Source organism: Nonomuraea sp. NBC_00507, assembly GCF_036013525.1.
In the GTDB taxonomy this organism is placed as follows: Bacteria; Actinomycetota; Actinomycetes; order Streptosporangiales; family Streptosporangiaceae; genus Nonomuraea.
This window is the reverse complement of the sequence record NZ_CP107853.1, coordinates 5933674-5956486: the sequence shown is the minus strand read 5'-3', so window position 1 is coordinate 5956486 and position 22813 is coordinate 5933674. Positions and strand designations below refer to the sequence as shown.

Below are 22813 nucleotides of genomic sequence, written 5' to 3'. Positions count from 1 at the left end.
GCCCATGGCGCGACGACAGCCGCGCCGACATCCGGCGGTCACCGCCCGTTGCCGTGTGTTCGGAATCCCGTCATATGGCCGCCCTAGGGTGCCCGCCATGAAACGCATTTCCATCCTGATGTGCGCGGGCGTGACGGCCTTGTCCCTGGCCGCTCCCGCCGCCGCCGACCCCGGACGCCACGGCGGGCAGCCCGGTTTCGGGCAGGCCACGCTGACCGGGTTCGCCTCGCTGCCCGCGCTGACCTTCGTCCCCGGGAGCGAGCCGTCGGGATCGTCCCTGGGCACCACGCCCGTCAATGGGGTCACCCCGCCGTTCCCCGGCCAGCCCGTCCAGGGCTTCAGCGGCATCGTCCGCCGCCACGACGGCACCTTCGAGGTGTTGTCCGACAACGGCTTCGGCGGAAAAGCCAACAGTGCGGACTTCCTGCTGCGCGTGCACCGGGTCAAGCCCGACTTCACGGCCAAGTCCGTCGAGGTGCTCGGCGGGTTCGACCTGACCGACCCGCGCGAGCTGGTGAAATTCCCGCTCACCCGGCAGGACCGCAAGCTGACCGGCGCCGACTTCGACGTCGAGTCGATCGTGCGCACCGTGGACGGCACGTACTGGATCGGCGACGAGTTCGGCCCGTTCCTGCTGCACTTCGACCGCAAGGGCCGGCTGATGGAGGCCCCGATCGAGCTGCCGGGCGTCCGTGCGCCCGAGAACCCGAACCTGAACGGCGCCCAGCCCAACCTCGGCGGCAGCAAGGGCTTCGAGGGCATGGCCAGGTCCGTGGACGGCCGCCACCTCTACCCGCTGCTCGAGGGCACGGTCGCCGGCGACCCCGTGGGGACGCTGCGGATGAACGAGTTCGACCTGCGCGAGCGGGCCTACACCGGGCGGCGGTGGACGTACCGGCTGGACTCGCCCTCCCACGCGATCGGCGACGCGATCGCGGTCGACGCCGACCGGTTCCTGATCATCGAGCGGGACAACCTGCAGGGCGACGCCGCGCAGGTCAAGCGCATCTACCTGGCGGACATGCGGGACAAGGACGGCGACGGCGCGCTCGACAAGACCCTGGTGGCCGACCTGCTGAACATCGCCGACCCGCGCGGCCTCGGCGGCGCGCCGGGGACGTTCAGGTTCCCGTTCCAGACGATCGAGGACGTCGTCATCCTTGACGACGGCACGCTCGGCGTGCTCGACGACAACAACTTCCCCTTCTCCAACGGCCGCACTCCGGGCAAGCCGGATGACAACGAGTTCATCACCATTCGACTGACCCGCGGTCTCAAGGCCGACCCCCGCGTCTACCGGTAGGCGCCGCCCGGCTCGGCCGGTGGCCCGGCCACCGGCCGAGTCGGGCAGAGTGCGCCTGCCATGGCACGTCCCGAGCGCTCGCCCGTGACCGCCGACGACCTCGATGAGGCCGTGCGGATTGCCCTCGCTGTCCGAGTGAGGCTCCGGGCGAGGCTTCGGCGCGCTGCTGGTCGCTATGGTGCGCACCACGCCGCCGGGCATCCGCGTGCCTGCCGTGGGCTCTGCGCCGGGACATGTGCACGGCGCGCCCCGCGCGTGACCGAAATCTGCTCCAGGAGTCGCCCGTAATCCGGCGTCTCAGACGATGAGGTCGTCGAATTCGCCGTCCTTCGCGCCGAGGACGAACGCGGTGATCTCCGCCTGCGTGTAGACCAGCGCCGGTCCTTCGGGGAAGCGTGAGTTGCGCATGGCGATCTCCCCCGTGGGCAGGCTCGCGACCTCGACGCAGTTGCCGTTGGGGTTGCTCCGCTTGCTCTTGCGCCAGACGACGGGAAGGCGGCCGGCGGGTGTTCCGTTCCGGAACTCGTGCATGGGGGCAGCTCCTCGCGATCTTACGGATGCACGTGCATCCGCGTTTGCGAGGTGACAATACGGCAACGCGTTGATCTCCATATACCGGACGACCAAAAATCCCGGTATGTGGTGGATCACAGGGATATCAGCGGGGCTATCAGCAGATCATGCGGAAATGAGGCGTTCCAGGAAGCGCCTGGTCTCCTTCGGCGTCTCCGCCTGGATGCTCAGCCGGTCCATGACCTCCATGTAGTGGTCGGAGTCGGCGGGTTTGTCCAGGTAGAGGGCGCTGGTGAGCTGCTCCATGTAGACCACGTCGGGCAGCTCGGGCTCCGGGAAACGCAGAATGCTGAACGGCCCCCCGGCCGCCGCGTGGCCACCGCGGTCGAACGGCATGATCTGCACGGTGACGTTGCGCGAGCCGGTGATCTCCAGCAGATGGGCGATCTGCGCCCGCATCGTGTCCGGACCGCCGAGCGTCCTGCGTACGACGGCCTCGTCGATCACCGCCCAGAGCTTCAGCCCGCTCTCGAGACGCTTCTGGCGCATGGTGCGCACGGCCACCCGGCGGTCCATCTCCGCCCGCGTGGCCCTCTCGTGGGCCAGTTCGATGACGGCCCTGGCGTAGTCGGGAGTCTGCAGCAGGCCGGGGACGAACTGGTTCTCATAGGTACGGATGCTGGAGGCGGCGCCCTCGAGGCCGATGTAGACCTCGAACCAGGTGGGCAGCACGTCGGTGTACTTGTGCCACCAGCCGGGAGCGTTGGCCTGCTTGGCCAAGTCGAGCAGCGACTGACGTTCGGCCGGGTCCGTGACCCCGTACAGCGTGAGCAGATCGGCCACGTCGCGCTGCTTGAAACTGACCTGGCCGAGCTCCAGTCTGCTGATCTTGGCGTGAGATGCGCGAATCGAGTACCCGGCGTCCTCGCGCGAGATACCCTTCTCCGTACGGAGCCTACGGAGTTGGGTTCCGAGCAGGATACGCAGCACCGTCGGGCTTCCCGGCGAATAGCTGAGAAGCTTCCCTTCCGCGCTCTCTGCGCTCACTGCGCCGCCTCAAGATCGTCTGCACGTGCAGATGCTATTGGCATCTGTAAACTACGAAAAGTCTTGCATTGGTCAGCACACCCCGTAAAGATGGGCATTGGATCACCAGACCGCGCTTCGGGGGCCAGAATGACGACTTTCGACGCTCGGCCGCAAGCCGCCATCGGTTCCCGGCCACCAGGATGGCTCTTGTCCATTCTGGTCGAGGGCCGTGCCGGTGACTGCGACGCTGTGTTCCCCTTTCATCAGCGTGCGGCGCTCGAGCCCGCCTGCGTGGCGACGGCCAGGCGGTTCGTCGATCATACGCTCACTACGTGGGGCGCCATCGAGGTCGCTTTCGACGCGCAGCTGGTTGTCTCCGAGCTGGTGACCAACGCGATGCGACACGGCGGCGGCGCCGCGCAGCTCCGGCTCCTCGCCCACCAGGCCGAGCTGGCCTGCGTGGTGACCGACCACAGCCAGACCGTCCCGGTGGCCGCCACACCCGACGTGTTCTCGGAGTACGGACGGGGGCTGCGGCTGGTGGACGCCCTCTGCACGGCTTGGGGGTGGCTGTCCCCCGGCGGCCCGCGCAAGCTGGTCTGGGCCGTGCTCGCGGGCTGAGCCGGTCAATCCCGGTCGAGCTGAGCTAGTCAGTCCTGCCCGAGCTGAGCTGGTCAGTCCTGCCCGGGCTGAGCCGGTCAGTCCCGGCCGAGCAGCTCCAGCACGTCGGTGTCGCTGAGCTGGTCGAATCGCTCGTACCACTGGCCCACCGCCCTGAAGTCGATCGGCGTCAGAAGCACCACCACCTCGTCGGCCTCCTCTTGCATGGACCGCACGGTCTCGCGCGCTCCGACCGGCACGGCGAGCGTCACCTTGGCCGGCTTGTGCGTGGCGACCGCTCTGAGCGCGGCACGGGCGGTGCCGCCGGTGGCCAGGCCGTCGTCGACCACGATCACCTCCCGGCCCTCCAGCGCGGGCAGTGGCCGATCTCCCCGGTAGGCGCGCACCCGGCGCGCCAGCTCCCGCCGCTCCTGCTCGACCACGTCCGCGACGGACTCGGGCGTCATGCCGAGACGGTGCAGCAGCCGCAGGTCGAAGACGGGCTCGCCGCCCTCGGCTATCGCGCCGACGCCCAGCTCGGGCGTCGGCGGATAGCCGATCTTCCTGGTGACCAGCACCTCGAGGTCTGCATCGAGCCTGCGCGCGATGGGCACGGCCACCGCCACGCCGCCGCGGGGCAGCGCGAGCAAGACGGGGTCGTTCGCGTCCAGCAACCGCTCGGCGAGCCTTGCCCCGGCCTCGGCCCGGTCTGCGAAGAGCTCCATGACCTGTGCCCTACCCCACAGGCACGCACTCCTCGCCTCCTGACCACCAGCCGTTCCCACCACGGCCGCCCCGACCCGTCAGCCCCGGCCCCGCGACCCCGGACCCATCCGACCCGGACCCATCGGACCCGGACAGGGCGGCCGGACAGGGCGGGCGGGTCACGGACGATCCGGCCCGAACCCGGGCGGGCGGTCAGGGGCGGTTTCTCCCTGAGCGGCGCATCTCCTTCGTGATGACCTTCCATTTGTTCTGCTGCTCCTTGCGCAGGCGCGCATCGGTGCGGCCGGCCATCCAGGCGGCCTCGCGCTGGAGCTTCCGCCAGCTCTCCAGCCGCCGTTCCGGCAGCTCGCCGCTTTCGAGCGCGGCCAGCACGGCGCAGCCCGGCTCGCCGTTGTGCCCGCAGTCGCCGAACCTGCACTGCCCGGCCAGCGTCTCGATGTCGGAGAAGACGAGGTCCACGCCCTCTCCGATGTCATAGAGGCCGATCCGGCGGATGCCAGGCGTGTCGATGACCAGCCCGCCGCCCCGCAACGGGATCAGCTCCCGGTGCACGGTGGTGTGCCGGCCGCGCCCGTCCGCGGCGCGTACCTGCTGGGTCTCCATGACCGTCCCCCCGGCCAGTGCGTTGACCAGGGTGGACTTGCCGGCCCCTGACGGGCCGAGGATGACGGCCGTGCGGGAGCCGCCGAGGTAGCCGGCGACGAGCTCCACCCCCTCCCCATGCAGTGAGGAGACGGCGTGCACGTCCACTCCGGGCGCGGCCACCCGCACGTCGGCGAGCAGGTCCTCGAGGCCCTGCTCGAACAGGTCGGACTTGGTGATGAGCACGACGGGCGTGCCGCCGGACTCCCAGGCCAGCGCCACGAGCCGCTCGATGCGGCCGAGGTCGGCGAAGTCGGTGGAGTGCATGGACGGCTCGGCCACGAACACGAGGTCGACGTTGGCCGCGAGCACCTGGCCCTGGCCGTCGCCGGACAGGCCGCCGACCGAGTCGCGGCTCACGCCGCCCCTGATGAACGCGGTCGTCCGCGGGAGCACGTCGTCGAGCTCGTAGCGGCCCTCGGGCAGCAGCCGCAGCGCGACCCAGTCGCCGACGCACGGCAGCGCGACCGGATCGGCGGCCGACGCCCGGCGGATGTGGGAGGCGTATTTGACGTGATGCTGTCCGTCGGCCGCGATCACCTCGGCCGCGCCGCGGTCGACGCGGGCCACACGGGCGGGAACGGTGCCGGAAGGCAGCTCGGCGGCGCGGAGATCGGTCCAGCCGAGCAAGGAAAGATCGTAAGAGGACAACTGAGTGAAACCCTTTGATTCGAGAAGGAACCGGGCAGCGTCAGGAGAGCGCCCGGAGGTGGACTGACGGCACGCTGAGCAGAACGACCCGCATAGTCCTCACCTCCTCGATCAGTTCCGGGGCGACTCTACGCACCTGTCCCCAAGGTTGCAATCACATATTGGTCTGGCGTTCCGTTGAACCCTGCCCGGGCGGCTCGTCGTACCTCCTGCCGACGGACGCGAGAAAGGGGAGATGATGCGAGCGAGCACGTATCCCCCGCCCTCGGCCGACGGAGCCGCCCCGATGGGCCAGCCACGCTCACGCCACCGGATCCGGCGCATGCGATCGGATCATGAGGCGCCAGACGACGAGGTGGCAGTGTCCGCGCTCTACCGGGAGTATCACAGGCCGCTGCTGGCCTTCGTGATCCGGCTGACGGCGGGCGATCGGCAGTGGGCGGAAGACGTGGTGCAGGAGACCATGATCCGGGCGTGGCGCAGCGCGGAGCAACTCGATCCTGAGGCAGTCTCACTTATGCCCTGGCTCGCCACGGTCGCCAGACGTATCGTGATCGATGACCGGCGGCGCAGGGACGCCCGCCCCCAGGAGTCGGGCGACGGGCCGCTGGAGAGCATGCCCGTGCCGGACGAGATGGAGGGTCTCCTGCACCAGGTGGTCGTGTCAGAGGCGCTGAAGGCGTTGTCGCCGGCCCACCGCGAGATCCTCAACGAGACGATCCTGCGGGACCGGTCGGTCCATGACGCCGCCGTGGCGCTCGGCATCCCGGTGGGCACCGTGAAGTCCCGGGTCTACTACGCCGTTCGCGCGCTGCGCATCGCGTTGGAGGAGAGGGGGGTGACGGCGTGACATCGAGAGTCGAGCACACGGACGTGGGCGCGTACGCGCTCGGGCTGCTCGAGGACGAGGACAAAGAAGCGTTCGAAGCCCATCTGCTCTTCTGCGCCGCCTGCCGCTCCGAACTGTCGGAGCTGGCCGGCGTGGCCAGCGTGCTGAACGGGCTCGGTGGTCCCGTGGAGGACGACCGCCCGCCATCGCCGGCCCCGGCGATCGACATGCTGCGCCGCAAGCGGGCGGCGGACAGGAGGACGCGCAGGGGGACGTTCGTGATCGGGATGGCGGCGGCGGTCACGCTGGTGGCCGGCGGGCTGACCGTCGGCACGCAGCTCAGCGGGGGTGACGCGCCCCCGGTCGCGCAGGGTTCCGATCACATGGCCCATATGGGACCGGCCGAGCAGTTCTACGCCGACGGCCGGCCCATCGAGGGCAAAGGGGTCGACGGGATCACCGGCGGGCTCGTGGTGGAGTCCAAGGGGTGGGGCACGCACGCGGCCCTCAAGCTGGCCGGGGTCAAAGGGCCCTTGGAGTGCGAGCTGATCTCGGTCTCCACGTCGGGTGAGCGCCGGGTGATGACCGGGTGGTCCGTGCCTCCAGCCGGGTACGGAGTGCCGGGGTCGCCCGATCCGCTCTACATGCACGGCGGCAGCGCGACGCAGCTGAAGGACGTCGATCATTTCGAGGTGGTGACCTCGACCGGTAAGAAGCTGCTCACCATCGAGGCCTGATCCTCGCTTTCGGAGCCCTCCCGCCCGCTGGTGGGAGGGCTTTCCCATGCCCCAGCGCGGTTGTGTGGAAATTTACGGATAGCTGAGTTGAACCGCTGGGCGATTCCCTGCGTACTGCTTGCCGTACCAGCCGGAATATATAGCCCTATAAGAGGTTTCATCATGTCTATCCGAAAGTTCATGATTCCTGGTGCTCTGTTAGCCAGTGTTCTGATCATCGGCCCAGCGCCGGCGCACGCCTCGGGCGACGAGGTCTATCTCGCGGCCGGGCTGCGCGGCGCGAACGAGGTGGGGACGCCGGGAGACGCCGACGGGCGTTCGACGGTCGTCCTCAAGATCAGCGGGAACGAGGTGACGTTCGCGGCCCGGTGGAACAAGATCGGCGCGCCCACCGCGGGTCACGTCCACGCCGGTGCCAAGGGGGCCAACGGCGACGTGCGGCTGGAGTTCTTCGCCAAGCCGCTCCCCAAGGGCGTGCTGGGCGTCACCGGCACCGTGAAGGCCGACCCCGAGCTGGTCAAGGCCCTTCTCGACAATCCCGGCGGCTTCTACGCCAACCTGCACGACGCCGCACACCCCAAGGGCGCGGTACGGGGCCGACTCCAGCGGCTCAGCAAGCCCATAGACCTCAACGGCGTGCTGCACGGGAGCCAGCAGGCCACGCTGTCGGCCCGCGCCGACGCCGCGCAGGAGGTCCAGGAGAACGACGGCAAGAAGCGCGGCGACCAGGACGGCCAGGCCATCTGGTGGCTGCGTCCCGACGGCGCTTCCATCGCCTACACCGCCCACTGGTCCGGCCTCGGCGCGGTCACCGACGGGCACGTGCACAAGGGCGCGCCCGGCACGAACGGTCCCGTGGTCGCGGACCTGTTCGCCGGCGCCCTGCCGGAGAACCTGACCGGCGTCGCGGGGGTGACGCCGGTCTCCTCCAAGACCGTCAAGCGCATCGCCGCGGACCCCGGCCGCTACTACACGAACCTGCACACCGCCGACTTCAACGGCGGCGCCGTACGTGGTCAGCTGTCGGGCGCGCCGTTCACCCACCCGCGCGCGCTCACGGCCGACGTGTTGCGCGGCGAGCAGATCTACGCCTGCACCCAGCAGCCGTCGGGCGCCTACGCCTTCACCCAGCTCGGCGTGACGGCCAAGCTGGGGCGCGGGATCGACCACTCCTTCGTGACGCCCGCCTCGGGCCCGCCGCAGTGGATCGCCCCCGACGGCAGCGCGGTTCGCGGCGCGGTCGTCACTCGAACGCCCAATGGCGACGGCAACATCCCCGAGCTCGTGCTCAACGCCACCCAGTCAGGCGCCGCCACGGGCCTGCTCGCCCACACCACGCAGATCCTGCGCCTGAACACCACCGGCGGCGTCGCCCCCACCGGCGCCTGCCAGCCCGGCAGCCAGGCCAAGGTCCCGTACGGGGCCGACTACATCTTCCTCGGCTGAGGACCGGCCAGGGGGACGACTCGGTCCCGTCCCCCGGCAGGCCATCCCCGGCCGGCGCGGCGCCCAGTCCTCCGGGTCCCGCCGCCCGGCCATCGCGACGGGGCACTCCGGCCCGCCCCGCTCGCGACAAGCGCCCCGCCGCACACGGGAGCCCGTGCGGCGGGGCGCTCCTGGACGCGGGGCGGTGGAGACCGGGCACCGTGTATGGCGGCAAGGCCGGGAACCACGGAACCCAGCCAGCGGAACGCCGTAGCGGCGGCGCGCCACTGACCGGGTCAGAAAGCGTCTCCCTGGACGGGGCTCAGCCAGCGTCGGCGACTGGAAGAACCTGGCCCCGCCGTAAAAGATCAAAAGCCCTTCTCCCGGCAGGACACAGCGAACGTCGACGGCTGGAAAGACCCGGCCCCGCCGTAAAGAAGATCTTAAAGACCAGGAGCAGGGAACTGCGCGGTCAGCTCACTGACCTCGTGATGAACCCGGCTGATGACGTCCTCGGCGTCGCCCTTGGCGAGGGCGGTGACGACCTCGTCCATCCAGGCCCCGATCTGCCGCATCTCCGCCTCGCCCATCCCCCGCGACGTGACGGACGGCGTGCCGATGCGGATCCCCGACGGATCGAACGGCTTGCGCGGGTCGAACGGCACCGTGTTGTAGTTGGTCTCCAGACCGGCCCGGTCGAGCGCCTGCGCCGCCGGCTTGCCGCCGATGCCCTTGGGCGTGAGGTCCACCAGGATCAGATGGTTGTCGGTGCCCCCGGACACGAGGTCGAACCCGCGCGAGCCCAGCTCGTCGGCCAGCGCCTTGGCGTTGGCGACGACCTGGTGGGCGTAGGCCTTGAACTCGTCGGTGGAGGCCTCTTTGAGCGCGACGGCGATGGCGGCGGTGGTGTGGTTGTGCGGCCCGCCCTGCAGGCCGGGGAAGACGGCCTTGTTGAGTGCCGTGGCGTGCTCGTCGCTCGTGGCCATGAGCATGGCGCCGCGCGGGCCGCGCAGCGTCTTGTGGGTGGTCGTGGAGATCACGTCGGCGTGGCCGACCGGGGTCGGGTGCGCGCCGCCCGCGACCAGGCCGGCGATGTGGGCGATGTCGGCGGCCAGGACGGCACCGACCTCGCGGGCGATCGAGGCGAAGCCCTCGAAGTCGATGATGCGCGGGATGGCGGTGCCGCCGCAGAAGATCAGCTTCGGCCGGTGCTCGAGCGCGAGCTGCCGCACCTCGTCGAGGTCGATGCGGCCGGTGTCCTTGCGTACGCCGTAACGCACCGGGTTGAACCACTTGCCGGTGGCCGAGACCGACCAGCCGTGCGTGAGGTGGCCGCCGAACGGCAGGCCCATGCCCATCACGGTGTCGCCGGGCTGCAGGAACGCCATGTAGATCGCCAGGTTGGCGGGCGAGCCCGAGTAGGGCTGGACGTTGGCGTGGTTGACGCCGAACAGGGACTTGGCCCGCTCGACCGCCACGATCTCGATCTGGTCGATGACCTGCTGGCCTTCGTAATAACGCTTGCCCGCGTAGCCCTCGGAGTATTTGTTGGTCAGGACGGTGCCGGTGGCCTCCAGCACGGCCTTGGACACGTAGTTTTCCGACGCGATGAGCTTGACGGTGTCGGATTGGCGGCGCTCTTCCGCCTTGATGAGCTCGGCGATCTGCGGGTCGACGCTAGCGAGAGAACTCATGACTCTCCTGTCATCGTTGACAACGTGCGAAGACCCAGGCGCACGGCCTCCGCTCCTTTCGCTCCCCGGTGGTCGTTCCCACCCAATGCGCCAGTCGCGTCTCGCTGTAGACGATAGCGGATCCGGTGGCGGCCTACCGCCTCCGATCTGGGGGTTCAGGCGGACGTGACGGCGACGCGCCATCGTGCCCTGCCGCGTCAGCGAGTCGACCTGCACGCGGAAGGTGCTGTCCAGGGTGTCGATCGTGCCGGCCACGGCGGGGGTGCCGGGCTCTCTGCCGCGTTCCTCCCGGGGGCGCATGATGGCGAGCGTCAGGCCCGCGCCCAGCAACCCTGTATGGCTCTATTTGGTACGACCCACGCCCGGCCAGAGCCGGTCGACCTCCGCGTTGAGTATGGCCCCGATCAGCACGGCAAGCGCCGTGATGTAGAGCCACAGGAGCACCGCGACGGGCGCCGCCAGAGAGCCGTACACGGAGACGGGTGAGAACCACGCGGCCAGCACGGCCCGCAGCACCGCCGCGCAGAGGATCCACAGGAACAGCGCCAGGATCGCGCCGGGCAGCTCCCGATACCACTTCGTCCTGACCGGCACGCTGACGTGGTAGAGCACGGTCAGGAAGAGCACCGAGCCGATAATCACGACCGGCCAGTAGAGTATGTCGATCATGATGCCGTACTCGCCGGGCAGCGTGTCCTTGAGCAGGGTCGGGCCGACGATCAGGATCGGCATGACGATGATGCCGATGACCAGTCCCACGACGTAGAGGCCGAAGGACATGAGCCTGGTGCGGATGATGCCGCGCTCCTCGCCCAGGCCGTAGGCGACGGAGATGAGGTCCACGTAGACGTAAAGGGCTCGGGAGCCGGACCAGAGCGACAGCAGGAAGCCCAGCGAGATGATCGACACCTTGCTCGCGTCGTCGCTGAGCACGTCCGCGATGAGCGGCTTGACCACCTTTTCCACGGCGTCCTCGGCGAACAGCAGCCCCGCCTGCTCGATCACCCACGCATTGACCTGCTTGACCACCGCGCCGCCCGCCCAGGCTCCGATCTTGGCCAGCACGCCGATCAGGCCCAGCACGAACGGAGGCAGCGACAGCAACGCGAAGAACGCCGCCTCGCCCGCCAGGCCGGTCACCCGATAGGTGACGCCGGCGTTGGTGGCCGAGCGGACGATCGCCCACGATTTCGTGTCGAGCACCCAGCTCAGCCTGGCCCTGGCGTTGGAGACGAGCCCTCGCTTAGGCCGGGGAGGAGCATCTGTGGACGTCATGGCACCCAACGGTTTTCGCAGTGACTCTTCGAGACAGCTTACGTCCCCGGCAGCAGGTCTAGTCGTTGTCCACGATGCGCGCACCCAGCGGAAGGAGGGAGACCGGGATCAGCTTGATGTTCGCGATGCCCATGGGGATGCCGATGATGGAGATGAAGAGCGGAATCGAGGTGATGACGTGGCCGATGGCGAGCCAGATTCCGGCCACCACGCACCAGATGATGTTGCCGAGGAGTGAGAACACGCCCGCGTCCGGATCGCGTACGACGGTCCGGCCGAACGGCCACAGCGCGTAGGCGGCGATCCTGAACGAGGCGATGCCGAACGGGATGGTGATGATCAAGATGCAGCAGATGACGCCGGCCAGGGCGTAACCCAGTGCCAGCCAGATGCCGGCGAACACCAGCCAGATGACGTTCAGAATCGTGCGCATGCTTCCAGCATGTCAGCGCGCGTGCCGACCGCGTCCCTGATTTCACCCTGATCTGGGTGCCCGGCCTTTACCAGGGGGCCCGGCGAACGCCTGGGCGATCTCCATCCAGGCCCGCGCCGCCTCGCCGTCGATCTCCAGTGCCGTGTCGGACAGGTGGACACGCTGGGTGACGGCGAGGCAGAAGTCGAGCATCGGCCCGCGCACCACGGCGGCCGCCTCCGGCGGGCCGGCCGTCCACGCGCTGCCGTCGGGCATGGTCAGCTCCACCCGCACCGGCTCGGGCGGCTCCGCCAGGCCACGTACGGCGAAGCTGTACGGCCGGGCCCTGAACCCGATCATGGCCACGTGCCGCAACCTGACCGTCGGCTTCCTGATGACGCCGAGTGCGTCGGCCACGTCCTGCCCGTGGGCCCAGGTCTCCATCAGCCGCGCGGTCACGAACGACGCGGCCGACATCGGGGGCCCGAACCACGGCACCCGGTCGCGCGCGTCCAGCGCGGCGAACACCTCGATGCTGCGCGCTCGGGCGACGCGGAACCACTCGCGCAGCTCGGCCGGCGATCTCCCGCGCGCCCGCACGACGAGGTCGTCCACCGAGGAGAAGCCCGATGCCGCGAAGTCCGCCAGCGAGGCGTTGAAGCCTTCGGGGTCGGTGACCGCCTGGACGGCGGCGTCGTCGAACCAGGCCAGATGGCTCACCTGGTCGCGGATCGCCCATCCCTCGGCGGGTGTGGCCAGCTCCCAGTCCTCGTCGCGGAGGGGCTGGAGCAGCTCCTCGAAGGAGGCGGTCTCGGCGCGGAGATCGCCAAGCAATTCGGCCATGAGATCCACGCGGGCCAGCCTAACCCGAACAACGTTCCAGGAGAATAATGCAGGAGTGATCTGCCAGAGCTGCAAGGACAAGCGTCACGAGGACTGCCGCGGCGGTTCGTGGTGCGACTGCCAGCACCAGAGCACCGAGGAAAAGCCCAAGGACTCGGAGCTCGGCTGGCGCCGCCAGGGTTGAAGCATCCGGACAGTCCCACACTCTGGACCCCGTCTTGGACATCCGGGACCGCCAGGGTATCTTCGAAGCATGCCAGCGGACCCCATGCTCGTCGGTCGACGCCACGTCGACCTCCAGCGTGTCCGCAGTGCCATCTGTTGCGACGCCCGCTAACCCGATTGTTTCTGCCGCTGAGCGCGTCGCAATCCTCCCTCGCATCCTGCCCTCGACGATGAGGCTTGAGGAACCCTGCGCGCGCCCATGATCCGAAGGACGCGCAATGAGCACCCCTGCCAGCCGCACCCCTGCCAGCAGGCACCACAAACGCCCGCGCGGCGAAGGCCAGTGGGCTCTCGGTTACCGTGAGCCGCTCAACAAGAACGAAGAGAACAAGAAGAACGACGACGGCCTCAACGTCCGCCAGCGCATCATCGACATCTACTCCAAGCGTGGCTTCGACTCGATCGATCCCGCCGACCTACGCGGCCGCATGCGCTGGTACGGCCTCTACACGCAGCGCAAGCCCGGCATCGACGGCGGCAAGACCGCGATCCTGGAGCCGGAGGAGCTGGACGACAGCTACTTCATGCTGCGCGTGCGGATCGACGGCGGCCAGCTCTCACTGGCCCAGCTGCGCACGATCGCGGACATCTCCAACGACTACGGCCGCGGCACCGCCGACCTGACCGACCGCCAGAACATCCAGCTGCACTGGATCGAGATCGAGTCGGTGCCGGACATCTGGGATCGTCTGGAGGCCGTGGGCCTGTCGACGACGGAGGCGTGCGGCGACACTCCCCGCGTGATCCTGGGGTGTCCGCTGGCCGGCATCGACGCCGACGAGGTGCTCGACGCGACCGAGCAGATCTACGAGGTCCAGGAGCGGGTCGTCGGCAATCCGGCCTACTCGAACCTGCCCCGCAAGTTCAAGTCGGCGGTGAGCGGCTGCCCGGCGCACTGCACGGTGCACGAGATCAACGACGTGGCGTTCGTGGGCGTGGTCAACGAGCGGGGCGAGATCGGCTACGACCTGTGGGTGGGCGGCGGCCTGTCCACGAACCCGATGCTCGGCAAGCGGCTCGGCGTGTTCGTCAAGCCGGAGCAGGTGGCCGACGTCTACGAGGGCGTCGTCGGGATCTTCCGCGACTACGGCTACCGGCGGCTGCGGCACCGGGCGCGGATCAAGTTCCTGGTCAACGACTGGGGTGTGGAGAAGTTCCGCGAGATCCTCGAGACCGAATACCTGAAGGGGGCGCTGCCCGACGGGCCCGCGCCCGAGCTGCCGCGTGGCAGCCGCCGCGACCACGTCGGCGTCTTCCCGCAGAAGGACGGCAACTTCTACGTCGGCTTCGCGCCCAAGGTGGGCCGGCTCGACGGTGACAAGCTCCACACGATCGCCGACATCGCCGAGCGGCACGGCTCCGGCCGGGTGCGTACGACGGTCGAGCAGAAGATGGTCGTCCTCGACGTCGCGCCCGACCAAGTGGACTCCATCGTGGCGGAGCTGGAGGCCAACGACCTGCAGGTCAGGCCGTCCACGTTCCGGCGCCAGACGATGGCGTGCACCGGCATCGAATACTGCAAGCTGGCCATCGTCGAGACCAAGGCCACCGCGGCCCAGCTGATCGACGAGCTGGAGCGGCGCCTGCCCGACTTCCAGGAGCCGCTGACGATCAACGTCAACGGCTGCCCCAACTCCTGCGCCCGCATCCAGGTCGCCGACATCGGCCTCAAGGGCCAGCTGGTGGTGGACGAGAACGGCGACCAGGTGGAGGGCTTCCAGATCCACCTGGGCGGCTCGCTGGGCGTCAACGCCGGCTTCGGCCGGAAGGTGCGCGGGCTGAAGACCACCGCCAAGGCGCTGCCCGACTACGTGGAGCGCGTGGTGAAGCACTACGACGCGCAGCGCAAGGAAGGCGAGTCGTTCGCCGACTGGGTGCAGCGCGCGGACGAGGCGGACCTGAAATGAGCACGCGAGCGGTCCCCTTCCACTGCCCTTACTGCGGCGACGAGGACCTCGAGCCCTACGAGAGCGACGGCGGCTGGTACTGCAGGGCCTGCGCTCGTGCCTTCAAGCTGAAGTTTCTCGGAATCGGAGTGAAGATATGACGCTGGTGGACATCGAGGTCGGTTTGAGACAGCAGCGCGGCACGCTCGACCTGCAGGACATCGTGGAGTCCGCCGCGACGTTCCTGGAGGGCGCCCCCGCCCGTGAGATCATCCGCTGGGCGGCGGCGACGTTCGGTGACCGGCTGTGCCTGACGTCCTCGATGAGCGACGCCCTCCTCATCGACCTGGTGAGCAGGGTCAAGCCCGGCGTGGACGTGTTGTTCATCGACACCGGCTACCACTTCGCCGAGACGATCGGCACGCGGGACGCGGTGCGGCAGGTCTATGACGTCAACGTGATCGACGTGAAGCCGTCGCGGACGGTCGCGGAGCAGGACCGCGACCTCGGCCCGCGCCTGTTCGGCCGCAACCCGGACCTGTGCTGCTACCTGCGCAAGGTGGAGCCGCTGAACCGGGCGCTGGAGCCGTACCTGGCGTGGATCTCCGGCATCCGCCGCGACGAGTCGTCCAGCCGGACGGACACCAAGGTCGTCGAGTGGGACGCCAAGCGGCAGATGGTCAAGGTCAACCCGATCGCCGCCTGGACCCAGGAGGACGTCGACAACTACATCGCTGACAACGGGGTGCTGATCAACCCGTTGCACTATGACAACTACCCTTCGATCGGCTGCGCGCCGTGCACGCGGCAGGTCGCGGAGGGAGAGGATCCGCGCAGCGGGCGCTGGGCGGGCCTGGGGAAGGTCGAATGCGGCATTCACCTGTGATCCCCAGGAGGGGACTCGTCCCGTTGGCAGGCGGGACGGCCCCCGGTGGCGTGCCACTGGTGGCGGTGGCGCACGGATCTCGCGATCCGCGCGCCGCCGCCACCGTGGCCGCGCTGCTCGAGCAGGTGCCGCTGGACGTCCGCGTCGCGTATCTGGATCACTGTGCTCCCACGCTCCCCCAGGCGCTCGGCGGCCTGGAAGAGGCCGTGGTTCTGCCGCTGCTGCTCACCGAGGCCTACCACAGCCGGGTGGACCTGCCGTCGGCGCTGAACGAGGTACGCGCGCGCCGGCCGCGCCTGCGCGTGCACTACGGCGCCACGCTGGGGCCGCACCCGCTGCTGCGCGCCGCGCTGGAGCGGCGGCTGGCCGAGGCGGGCGTGCGGCCCGGGGACCCGGACACGGCGGTGGTGCTGGTGTCGGCGGGTTCCAGCGACGCCAGAGCGAACGCGGTGATCTCACAGATGGCGCGGGAGTGGCGGCGGGCCGGCTGGTGGACGGTCAAGGCCGCCTACGCCTCGGCCGCGGAGCCCTCCCCCGCGCAGGCGGTGGCCGAGCTGGTGCGCGCGGGCGCGCCGCGCGTGGCCGTGGCGCCTTACCTGCTGGCTCCTGGCTACTTCGCCGACAAGGTGCGCCTCAGCGCGCTGGAGGCGGGCGCGGCCGTCGTGGCCGACGTGCTCGGCCCGGCGCCGGAGCTGGTCGACGTCCTGCTGGAACGTTACGAGCAGGCACAACGCCAGCCGGTGTCACTCGCGATCTGAGCAGCGGTTCGCGACGATCCGCCGCGACGGGCGGGGCGCGTCAGCAGCCCCCGGGTCGGCTCGGCTCGGCGAGCCGGCGGATCAGTAGCCGCGCCCGATGTCCCTGTTCACGTCGCGCAGCTGCCTGTGCAGCTCGCGGCTTTCGGCCCGCAGCTGCCTGCCGAGCTTGCGCCAGTCCTCCCCGTGCAGCTGCCGCCAGTGCTCGCGCCAGGCCGAGAAGGTCCGCTTCAGCGGCTGCGCCCGCGAGTCGCCGAGCACCTTCACGTCGCCCATGATCGCGTACGCGTGCACCCGCACCACCGGCACGTTCATGCCGGGCGCGGCCTCCAGCACGTCCACCTTCTTGTCGCCCATGACGGCCATCCCGTCGAGGTCCACGTTGACCCCGTCGGGCACGATGATCTTCACGTCGCCCATCACGGAGACGGCCGTGATGTCGACCGTGTTCGTGCGGACCTCGGCCTCGCGCAGGTCGAGCACCACGTCCCCCATGACGGCCACGGCGCCGAGCTCCTGGTCGATCCGCCACTTCCCGCGCCGCTTGGAGTCGCCCATGACGCCGACGAACCAGCGCCGCTTCCTGCCCTCGCGAAGGGGTCGAGCTCCGGCGGGCGGCTGGGCTCCGGCGGACACGGCGCCGGCGGCAGGCAGGTCCTGGGTGAGCATCGCCAGCTCGGCGTGCGTGGTGGCCGTATAAGCGGCCTCCGTGCGGTCGGTCAGCTCGGCCAGCGTCAGCCTGCCTTCCACCGAGGCGACACGGAGCTGCTCGACGACGGCCTCGCGCTCGGCATCCGACGCGCGGACCCCACCGGGATCAGTCATACTCGCAACATATCGCGTCTTGGCCGGAATGCAGCTCCTCCTTGTGGAGGAGAAAGCAGCCAAACTGTGAATATTCGGGATGAGGGGTGAACCCTGGCGGGCCTCGGGCGCGTACCACTCGATGACATGGCCCTAGCTTGGTCCGGGGCGCGGCCGGACCAGGTTAGGGTCCGTGTCATGCATGAGGAACAGCTCTACCGCGCGGCGTTGAACGGCGAGAACGAGACCGTGGGCAAGCTGCTGGCCGGCGGCGCCGATCCCAACAAGCCCAGCGAGGGTGAGGAGGAGGGGCTGCCGCTGTGCGCGGCCGCCGCCTGGGACCGGCACGAGGTGGCCAGCACGCTGCTGGCGGCCGGTGCCGACGTCAACGGCCGGGAGACCGGCGGCTGGACGGCACTGCTCTGGGCCGCCTCCAACGGCCATGCCGCCACCGCCAGGGTGCTGATCGAGGCAGGGGCCGGCGTGGACACGGCCAACGACGACGGCGACACCCCGCTCTCGCTGGCCGCCAGGCGCGGCGCGCTGGGTGTCGTGCAGGTGCTCCTGGAGGCGGGCGCCGACCCCGCGAAGTACGACGGCGACGGCGACACGCCGCTCGACATCGCCGTCGACTGGGTGGGCGTGCACCTGGAGAGCGCGCTGCTCGACCAGATCGAGCAGGAGGGCTGGGACTACGTCGTGGCCCGCCAGTACGCCAAGGACGGCACCGAACTGGTCACGGTGGCCGGGCAGGCGCCCGACGGCGAGCAGACCGAGCAGGTCCAGGCGCAGCGCGGCCACGCCGCCATCGCGACGCTGCTGGAGGACGCGACCGGGGTCTACCCGCCGGTGGAGCGGCTCGTGGCGCGGGCGCTGGCCCATCGCGACATCGACGAGGACGCCGAGACCTGGTGGATCGTGGCCGACACGCTGGACAGGCGCGCCGACGAGGAGACGTACGAGGCGCTGGCCAGGTTGTGCGTGAGCGAGGACGCCAGGGAGCGGGAGTTCGGCGTGGACGCGATCGCCCAGTTCGGCTTCGCCGAAGGCGAGAAGCCGTTCCTGGAGCGCACGCTGCCGCTGCTGCAGAAGATGGTCACCACGGAGGGCAACCCGCAGGTGCTGCGCTCGGTGCTGGCCGCGCTCGGCCACCAGGGCGACCCGCGGGCGTTGCCGGCCGTCCTCGACATCATCGGCCGCCCGGGGCACAAGCGCACGATGACGGACGCCATCGCGCTGGCCGACGTGCTGCCGCCGGACCACGAGGAGGGCCTGGCGCTGCTGATCGAGATGACCGAGGAGGACGAGGCCGAGGTGCGCGACTGGGCCACCGCCGGGCTCGCCGGGCTGGAGGCCGACACGCCGCGCATCCGCGAGGCCCTGGCGGCCCGGCTCGCCGACTCGGACCTGCGCACGGTGGCCGAGGCCACGCGCGGGCTCGCCATCCGCGGGGACGACAGGGCCGCCCGGGGCGCCGAGCGGGTGCTGGCCGAGAGCGACGACGATTACGCCAGAGACCTCGTCACGCAGCAGTAGAGGGTCCCTCAGTCGCCGTTGAGCACGCGGGTCACCCATTCCAGGGTGCCCGTGCGCAGGGCCTCCTCTGCCAGGCGCTTGCCCGTCGGGGTCGTGAGGGCGGCCAGGGAGCTGTCGATCCAGCCCTGGACGTTCTGGTGCCCCTGCTCGCGGTATTCGACGGCCTGGAGCAGGCACTCCAGCTTGTCGGCGTCCCGCGCGCAGACGGCCTCGACGCTGGCCTTCTCCTCGTACTCCGCGACGGCGTCGCGCATCATGTCCGCCACCGGCTCCGGCACGCCCCGCACCTGGTCGGCGGTGACCTCCTCGTTGGGCGCCACGGTGAGGTAGCGCTTGCCGATGTACGGGATGTCGGTGATGCGCGTCTCCTGCGTGTCGTGGAACAGGGCCATGAACGCGGCCCGCTCCGGATCACCGCCTTCGAGCTTGGCGATCATCCCCGCGATGATCGCCGCGCGGAAGGAGTGCTCGGCGACGCTCTCCGGGTCGCGCACGCCGGCGACATGCCACCCGGTCCGCTTGTAGCGCTTGAGCAGCCCGAACTCGTACAGCAGCCCTGCCAGCCCCGTCTCATCGCCCGTCACGATGACCCCCTCTCGTCATGCACAGGGCCTTAGAGCTTAAACGACTTTTCTGGCTGCCGCCGGGGGACGGTCGCGGCGCCCGGTCGGCGGTGCGCCGGCGAGGACAGAGGACGGCGGCAGATGCTCCAAATTACGACAAATGCCGCGACCATTCTTCTGGCCGCGGCATTTGTCATTTCGGCGGATTCGTGGAGGCGATTCTCCGCACGACCTCGTCCGCCGTCATGCCCATGCGGTTCGTCCAGCTGGACGCACGAATCGTCCGGCTCATGGCGTTCGCGTGTCGTTGTGTGGTGCCCGCCCGGCCCCGGAGGGCCGGGCGGTCCCGAGTCGTCCCAGGCCGTCCTAGTCGTGGTCTCCGTGGTGCCAGAATCCGTGGTGGTGTCCGTAGTAGCGGCCGTAGTAGTCCCGGCTACCGTGGTGCCAGCCGGGGTGGTAGCGCCAGACGGGGTTCTGGTAGCGCCACCAGCCGTAACGGCACCGGTAGTTCCACGCGCAATACTGCGGCGGCGTCTCGTGCGAGCTGACCGAGACCTCGGTCGTGGCGGTGGTGCTCGCGCCGGCCACCCCCTGACCGACGGGAAGGAACATGACCCCGGCGGCCGCGGCGGCCAGGGCCAGTGTCGCGACACGCCCAAGGCTTCGCGTGCGCGGTTGCCGACTTTCGGTGTTCTCGTGCATTCGACTTCCATTCATGGATAGATCGGCCGCGAATCCGGTGCCCGAATGCCGTGGGCGCCGGACGGAAACAGAATTACCCATCCACGAAATCGAAGGTAACCTCTTCGAACCTTAACAACGCGTCAAATCCCTGGCGCTACCCGAGGGAGTTGCCAAACAACGATTTCCTTTTCGTTTGCGCGGCGCGCGGCGTGTCGCCGCGCTTTTCGCCGCGCACTGCCCCGCACGGCCAGACGCCTCGGCGGGCCGGAGGCGGCACCGCAGGGCGGCGGAGTGGGCCGCCGGCGCATGCTTCGCCCTCAGCACGCGCCCCGCCCCGCCGCCACGGACGCCGCCCTCAGCACGGACCCGCCCCACGGATTCCGCGGTCAACACGGAGCCGGCGCCCTCACGCATGCCCCGCTCAACACGGGCTCCCCCTCACGCATGCCCCGCTCAGCATGGAGCCGGCGTCCTTGCAGGCCGATGCCGCCATTGCCAGGGGATCGGTCGGGGACCGGGCAGGGCGCAGGCCGGCGTCACGGGCAGGGGCCAGACAGGGGCCTGAGCCACGGGCCGGACGAGGCCGGGCAGGGCCGGGGTCAGGGGCCGGGGTCAGGGGCCGGACAGGGCGGGGGCCGTGGACAGGACGTCCCTGGCCAGGGCCAGGTCGCCGGCCACCTCCGCTGGGAAGTCCGCCGGATCCCCCCTGCCGCCCAGCAGGAAACAGAACTTGATCACGTCCGCGCTGATGTGCGCGTCCGGTTCACCGGGCGCGCTCTCCTCCACCCCCAGCGGCAGCACCCACTCACCGCCGCCCGGGCCGGTCAGCGTCAGGTGGAGCGTGCGTCCGGCGCCGTTCATGCCGGAGAAGAGCATCGTCCAGGGAAGCAGGCGGGCGCACAGGTCCGCGGTCGGCCGGATGTGCTCGGGAATCGGGTCGGGGAGCCGGAGGCCGGCCGTCTTGGCGGCGTCGTCGGTGTGGATCCACGTCTCCAGGCCCCTGGCCAGGATCTGGTCACTCACCGGGACCTCCATGCCGTCCAGGGTGGCCGGCGTGGTCGGCGGCAACTCCGCCAGATGGCGGCAGAGCGCGTCGGCCTGCGCCCGCCAGTCCCGTCGCGTCTGCTCGGGGCTGCGGGCCCGCTCGTACGCCTGCACGTCGTGCGTACGTCCCAGCGAGTCGGCCGCCCCGATGGGCGGGCCGAGCACGGGGGCGCCCACGGAAGCGGAGAGGAGGCCGTCCTTGGCGGCCAGGTGCGCGACGAGCTCCTGGAGCGTCCAGCCCTCGACGATCACGCGTGACCAGTCGTCCTCCACGGCCGAGGCGAGCAGTGCGTCCATCGCGGCCACGCGGCCCGCGTACGGGGCCGCCCAGACGGCGGTGGGAGCCGCGGGCCTGCGCCGCGCACGGGCCCCGGCCAGGAGCTGGGGCCGCACCGAGCCCGCCGGCACCACCGGCTCCTCCATCAACGCGTCCAGGTAAAGACGCTCGACGGGGTCCATCACACCTCTTCCTCCGCCAGCGCGTCCGCCAGCCGCCTCAGGGCCAGCCGGATGCGCGACTTGGCCGTGCCCTCGGGCACGCCCAGTTCCTCGCCGACCTGCCGATATGTTCTGCCCCCGAAGTAGGCTAACTCGATCGCCTGCCGGAGGCCGTCGGGCAGTGACGTGACGGCCTGCCGCACCCGCGCGGCCTCGTCGGCGGCGAGCACGGTGTCCTCCAGCCTGGCCGGCTCCCGCTCGAACAACCGGGGACCCAGGGCCGACACCCGCCGCCGCTCCTCGGCGCGCACATGGTCGACCGCCCGGCGGTGCGCGATCGTCGCGAGCCAGGCGCGCAACGTGCCGCGATCCGGGTCGTAGGCCAGCGGCCTTTCCCAGAAGACCAGGAACACTTCCTGCGTGATGTCCTCGGCGATCACCCGGTCCCTGGTGACCCGCAGGGACAGACCGAAGATCAGCGAGGAGAACCGATCGTAGACCTCTCCCAGCGCGGACTCATCGCCGCCGACCACCCGCTGATGCAGCAGCCGGTCGTCGTACGGTGCCTCCACTGGCACCACACTCCCGTTTTATCCGGACCAAGGCGGCAGATGCGCCGCGACCCGAGCATGCCATTATTCGTCGGAAAAGTAGAGCCGGATGAACCGCGCGCCACACTTTGTGAACCGTTGATCGGACCACGATAGGGTCGGAAGTCCACGACGGAGGGAGCACATAGCCATGGCCACCACACGCACCGCCACCACCCAGTGGAAGGGTGCCCTGCTCGACGGTTCGGGCACCGTCTCGCTGGACACCTCGGGCGTCGGCACGTTCGAGGTCTCCTGGCCCTCCAGGGCCGAGGCGGCCAACGGCAAGACCTCGCCGGAGGAGCTCATCGCGGCCGCCCACTCGTCCTGCTTCTCGATGGCGCTCTCGCACGGCCTGGCCGGCGCCGGCACGCCGCCGGAGTCGCTGCAGACGAGCGCGGACGTGACGTTCCAGCCGGGTGAGGGCATCACCGGCATCGTGCTCACCGTGAAGGGTCACGTCCCCGGCATCACGGCCGAGCAGTTCCAGGAGGCGGCCGAGACCGCCAAGGCCAACTGCCCGGTCAGCAAGGCCCTGACGGGCACCACGATCTCCCTCAAGGCCGAGCTGCTCTGACGCTCCTCCGCCCGCCCTCGGCGCCGTTGCCGGTCTCCCCTCCGAGACCGTCCGCGGCGCTGCGGGGCGAGCCGAGCCGTTCCTGCGCCGTTTCACGCGACGCAGGGCGCCGGCGATCGGGGCCCGTAGGTGTCCTGGTCGTGAGG

At 70.0% G+C, this 22813-nt stretch carries 24 protein-coding genes and 1 riboswitch; of the genes, 11 read left to right on the top strand and 13 right to left on the bottom strand.

Annotated elements, in window-relative coordinates; all coding sequences use genetic code 11:
* The first annotated feature begins 97 nt into the window (after window positions 1-97).
* The gene (locus OHA25_RS28905; protein ID WP_327590586.1) at window positions 98-1303 is read left to right on the top strand and encodes an esterase-like activity of phytase family protein; all 1206 of its coding nucleotides are present in this window, start codon (window positions 98-100) and stop codon (window positions 1301-1303) included.
* Window positions 1304-1600: 297 nt separating this feature from the next.
* On the opposite strand, the gene OHA25_RS28900 is transcribed toward OHA25_RS28905, so the two are convergent.
* Window positions 1601-1834 carry a DUF397 domain-containing protein gene (locus OHA25_RS28900; RefSeq protein WP_188187307.1) on the bottom strand — a complete coding sequence of 78 codons (234 nt, stop codon included), beginning with the start codon at window positions 1832-1834 and terminating at the stop codon, window positions 1601-1603.
* A gap of 147 nt (window positions 1835-1981) precedes the next feature.
* A complete protein-coding gene (locus OHA25_RS28895) occupies window positions 1982-2863 on the bottom strand; it encodes a helix-turn-helix domain-containing protein (RefSeq protein ID WP_327590585.1) in 882 nt (293 codons plus the stop codon).
* A gap of 189 nt (window positions 2864-3052) precedes the next feature.
* On the opposite strand from OHA25_RS28895, the gene OHA25_RS28890 reads away from it, so the two are divergent.
* Window positions 3053-3466, top strand: a complete 414-nt coding sequence (locus OHA25_RS28890) for an ATP-binding protein (protein WP_327590584.1) — start codon at window positions 3053-3055, stop codon at window positions 3464-3466.
* A gap of 77 nt (window positions 3467-3543) precedes the next feature.
* Here the strand turns inward: OHA25_RS28890 and OHA25_RS28885 are convergent, their stop codons facing one another.
* Both OHA25_RS28885 and rsgA read right to left on the bottom strand, forming a co-directional pair.
* The gene (locus OHA25_RS28885) at window positions 3544-4170 is read right to left on the bottom strand and encodes a phosphoribosyltransferase (protein ID WP_327590583.1); all 627 of its coding nucleotides are present in this window, start codon (window positions 4168-4170) and stop codon (window positions 3544-3546) included.
* Window positions 4171-4363: 193 nt separating this feature from the next.
* Window positions 4364-5443 carry a ribosome small subunit-dependent GTPase A gene (gene rsgA / locus OHA25_RS28880; RefSeq protein ID WP_327590582.1) on the bottom strand — a complete coding sequence of 360 codons (1080 nt, stop codon included), beginning with the start codon at window positions 5441-5443 and terminating at the stop codon, window positions 4364-4366.
* A 343-nt stretch (window positions 5444-5786) separates the two neighbouring features.
* Here rsgA and OHA25_RS28875 point away from each other — a divergent pair, with 343 nt between their 5' ends.
* The 3 genes from OHA25_RS28875 (at window position 5787) to OHA25_RS28865 (ending at window position 8476) form a co-directional block, all read left to right on the top strand.
* Window positions 5787-6314: a sigma-70 family RNA polymerase sigma factor gene (locus OHA25_RS28875; protein ID WP_327590581.1), complete on the top strand. Its 528-nt coding sequence runs from the start codon at window positions 5787-5789 to the stop codon at window positions 6312-6314.
* Window positions 6311-7030: an anti-sigma factor family protein gene (locus tag OHA25_RS28870; protein WP_327590580.1), complete on the top strand. Its 720-nt coding sequence runs from the start codon at window positions 6311-6313 to the stop codon at window positions 7028-7030. Before OHA25_RS28875 ends, OHA25_RS28870 begins: the two co-directional genes overlap by 4 nt.
* A gap of 162 nt (window positions 7031-7192) precedes the next feature.
* On the top strand, window positions 7193-8476 hold the full coding sequence (locus OHA25_RS28865) for a CHRD domain-containing protein (protein ID WP_327590579.1): 1284 nt from the start codon (window positions 7193-7195) through the stop codon (window positions 8474-8476).
* Window positions 8477-8898: 422 nt separating this feature from the next.
* Here the strand turns inward: OHA25_RS28865 and glyA are convergent, their stop codons facing one another.
* The 4 genes from glyA to OHA25_RS28845 all read right to left on the bottom strand — a co-directional run bounded on the left by glyA (window position 8899) and on the right by OHA25_RS28845 (window position 12679).
* Window positions 8899-10149 (bottom strand): serine hydroxymethyltransferase, encoded by a 1251-nt coding sequence (gene glyA / locus OHA25_RS28860; RefSeq protein WP_327590578.1) that lies wholly within the window; start codon window positions 10147-10149, stop codon window positions 8899-8901.
* Window positions 10150-10174: 25 nt separating this feature from the next.
* Window positions 10175-10257, bottom strand: a riboswitch (ZMP/ZTP riboswitch).
* Window positions 10258-10491: 234 nt separating this feature from the next.
* Complete coding sequence (locus OHA25_RS28855; RefSeq protein WP_327590577.1) at window positions 10492-11424, bottom strand: YihY/virulence factor BrkB family protein; 933 nt, start codon at window positions 11422-11424, stop codon at window positions 10492-10494.
* Window positions 11425-11482: 58 nt separating this feature from the next.
* Window positions 11483-11857, bottom strand: a complete 375-nt coding sequence (locus OHA25_RS28850) for a YccF domain-containing protein (RefSeq protein WP_305922698.1) — start codon at window positions 11855-11857, stop codon at window positions 11483-11485.
* A gap of 42 nt (window positions 11858-11899) precedes the next feature.
* Complete coding sequence (locus OHA25_RS28845; protein ID WP_327590576.1) at window positions 11900-12679, bottom strand: TIGR03084 family metal-binding protein; 780 nt, start codon at window positions 12677-12679, stop codon at window positions 11900-11902.
* Window positions 12680-12932: 253 nt separating this feature from the next.
* Here OHA25_RS28845 and OHA25_RS61510 point away from each other — a divergent pair, with 253 nt between their 5' ends.
* The 4 genes from OHA25_RS61510 to OHA25_RS28830 all read left to right on the top strand — a co-directional run bounded on the left by OHA25_RS61510 (window position 12933) and on the right by OHA25_RS28830 (window position 16434).
* On the top strand, window positions 12933-13016 hold the full coding sequence (locus OHA25_RS61510; RefSeq protein ID WP_311132608.1) for a putative leader peptide: 84 nt from the start codon (window positions 12933-12935) through the stop codon (window positions 13014-13016).
* Window positions 13017-13122: 106 nt separating this feature from the next.
* Window positions 13123-14811 (top strand): nitrite/sulfite reductase, encoded by a 1689-nt coding sequence (locus OHA25_RS28840; RefSeq protein WP_327590575.1) that lies wholly within the window; start codon window positions 13123-13125, stop codon window positions 14809-14811.
* Window positions 14812-14947: 136 nt separating this feature from the next.
* Complete coding sequence (locus OHA25_RS28835) at window positions 14948-15676, top strand: phosphoadenylyl-sulfate reductase (RefSeq protein WP_327590574.1); 729 nt, start codon at window positions 14948-14950, stop codon at window positions 15674-15676.
* Window positions 15658-16434 carry a sirohydrochlorin chelatase gene (locus tag OHA25_RS28830; protein WP_327590573.1) on the top strand — a complete coding sequence of 259 codons (777 nt, stop codon included), beginning with the start codon at window positions 15658-15660 and terminating at the stop codon, window positions 16432-16434. The genes OHA25_RS28835 and OHA25_RS28830 overlap by 19 nt, the downstream gene beginning before the upstream one ends.
* An 81-nt stretch (window positions 16435-16515) precedes the next feature.
* Here the strand turns inward: OHA25_RS28830 and OHA25_RS28825 are convergent, their stop codons facing one another.
* Window positions 16516-17256, bottom strand: coding sequence for a DUF1707 SHOCT-like domain-containing protein (locus OHA25_RS28825; protein WP_327590572.1), 741 nt, complete (start codon window positions 17254-17256; stop codon window positions 16516-16518).
* Window positions 17257-17433: 177 nt separating this feature from the next.
* On the opposite strand from OHA25_RS28825, the gene OHA25_RS28820 reads away from it, so the two are divergent.
* Window positions 17434-18771 carry an ankyrin repeat domain-containing protein gene (locus tag OHA25_RS28820; protein ID WP_327590571.1) on the top strand — a complete coding sequence of 446 codons (1338 nt, stop codon included), beginning with the start codon at window positions 17434-17436 and terminating at the stop codon, window positions 18769-18771.
* Window positions 18772-18779: 8 nt separating this feature from the next.
* On the opposite strand, the gene OHA25_RS28815 is transcribed toward OHA25_RS28820, so the two are convergent.
* From OHA25_RS28815 to OHA25_RS28800, 4 genes are all read right to left on the bottom strand, one after another.
* Window positions 18780-19355, bottom strand: coding sequence for an HD domain-containing protein (locus OHA25_RS28815; protein ID WP_305922690.1), 576 nt, complete (start codon window positions 19353-19355; stop codon window positions 18780-18782).
* Between the two features lie 345 nt (window positions 19356-19700).
* Window positions 19701-20036 (bottom strand): hypothetical protein, encoded by a 336-nt coding sequence (locus tag OHA25_RS28810; protein ID WP_327590570.1) that lies wholly within the window; start codon window positions 20034-20036, stop codon window positions 19701-19703.
* Window positions 20037-20630: 594 nt separating this feature from the next.
* Window positions 20631-21521 (bottom strand): maleylpyruvate isomerase family mycothiol-dependent enzyme, encoded by an 891-nt coding sequence (locus OHA25_RS28805; protein ID WP_327590569.1) that lies wholly within the window; start codon window positions 21519-21521, stop codon window positions 20631-20633.
* Window positions 21521-22078: a sigma-70 family RNA polymerase sigma factor gene (locus OHA25_RS28800; protein ID WP_305922687.1), complete on the bottom strand. Its 558-nt coding sequence runs from the start codon at window positions 22076-22078 to the stop codon at window positions 21521-21523. The genes OHA25_RS28805 and OHA25_RS28800 overlap by 1 nt, the downstream gene beginning before the upstream one ends.
* A gap of 163 nt (window positions 22079-22241) precedes the next feature.
* On the opposite strand from OHA25_RS28800, the gene OHA25_RS28795 reads away from it, so the two are divergent.
* A complete protein-coding gene (locus OHA25_RS28795; RefSeq protein WP_327590568.1) occupies window positions 22242-22667 on the top strand; it encodes an OsmC family protein in 426 nt (141 codons plus the stop codon).
* Window positions 22668-22813 lie beyond the last annotated feature (146 nt).